The 1,600-nt window shown below is 36.3% G+C and carries 1 protein-coding gene; it reads left to right on the top strand.

Annotated elements, in window-relative coordinates; genetic code table 11:
- Positions 1–1,600: flagellin (locus AVBRAN12647_RS09530; protein WP_336615108.1), on the top strand; the 1,600-nt coding region annotated here is incomplete at both ends.

Here is a 1,600-nt window from a genome sequence, read left to right as displayed (position 1 = left end):
TTAGGGCTGGGGATTTGGCTAATTTAGGAAATAATGATGGTAAAATTAGTCTTACATTTAAGAATGTTGATGGTATTAATGATGTTACGTTAGAGCCGGTGCAAATAGCTGCTAATGTTAATACAGCTGGTGGTAAAACTACTTTTGATATTAAAGCAGGTATGGGATTGGGTGCTTTAGCTGAAGCTGTAAATAAAGTTACAGATAAAACAGGAATTAAGGCTAGTGTTACAGCTCAAAGTGTGTTCGCGCAACCTATTAAAGAAGGTTCAACTACTGAAGATTTTACAATTAACGGTGTAAAAATTGGTAAGATTGAAGTTAAAGAAAAAGATGGAAACGGTGCACTTAGAGCTGCTATTAACTCAGTTAAAGATCAAACAGGAGTAGAAGCTTCAGTTGATAGTAATGGTAGATTAGTTTTAGCTAATAGAGATGGTAGAGGTATTAAGGTAGAAGATGGTCCGACTACTTATACAAAAACAGCAGCAGAAGCGAAAAACCCTGCTTCAACTGCCACAATTAATACAACGGTAGGTGGAGCAGCTTATAAAGTTGCAAATGGTACCCCTGATAAGTTAGCTGCTGCTAAAGCAGGGGATCCGTTATTTCAAGATGTTAATAACCATAATACCGGTCTTGGATTAACTAAACAATTAAAAGAAGCAGGTGTAATGGATGTTGTAAAAGAAAATGCCGCTAAAGACTTTTTAGGGGCATTAACAGTAGATGGTGCAACAGGAACTATTACAGCTCAAGCAAATTTAGCTGGAGCAGATACTTTAGGTAGTGGTACAACAACTGGTACTATAGCAGCAGACACATATACCGGAAAATCGGTTGATAATATTATCAATGATTTAAAAAGTAAATTAGCAGATAAAATAAAAGCCTATGATACAGCAGTGAAAGCAGATAAAGAAATAGGCAACACTGCAGGAACAGAAGCAAAAGCAGTTATAGCTGCAGCTGAAGATGTAGCTAAATTAGAAGGTTACCTAAAAGCAGCTACTGACTTAAGAGATTCATTTGGTATGAAACATACTTCAGGGTTAACTGAAGAAAATTCAGTAAATCTAGGTAGATTAAGCTTAAGCTCTACAAGTGGTAAAGACATTCAAGTAGTAGCTCACGCAGGTGCTGCTGATATGACAAGTGCTATTGGATTTGATAAAAATGTTAGCGAAGCTACGGTTTCACTAAGAGAAACAAATGCTAAGATTGATACAAAAACAGCAGATGCTATGGGCTTTAATACTGAAGAATGGCAAGCAGGTTTAGGTGGAGATAATACTAATGGTTATCCTGCAGGTGTTATGACATTAAAAGGTGCTCAAGCTATGATGAACATTGCTGAGAATGCTCAAAAAGCTCTTGAAGCAATTCGTTCAGACCTTGGTTCTGTTCAAAACCAACTTGTTTCAACTGTTAATAATATTTCAGTTACTCAAGTAAATGTTAAATCAGCTGAAAGTAATATTAGAGATGTTGACTTTGCATCTGAGAGTGCTACATTTAGTAAACACCAAATCCTAGCTCAATCAGGTGTTTATGCAATGAGCCAAGCTAACGCTGTTCAACAAAACGTAATGAGATTATT

The organism is Campylobacter sp. RM12647 (assembly GCF_020138135.1).
Lineage (GTDB): Bacteria > Campylobacterota > Campylobacteria > Campylobacterales > Campylobacteraceae > Campylobacter_E.
The sequence above is the reverse complement of the archived record's forward strand: the minus strand, read 5'-3'. Positions and strand labels throughout refer to the sequence as shown.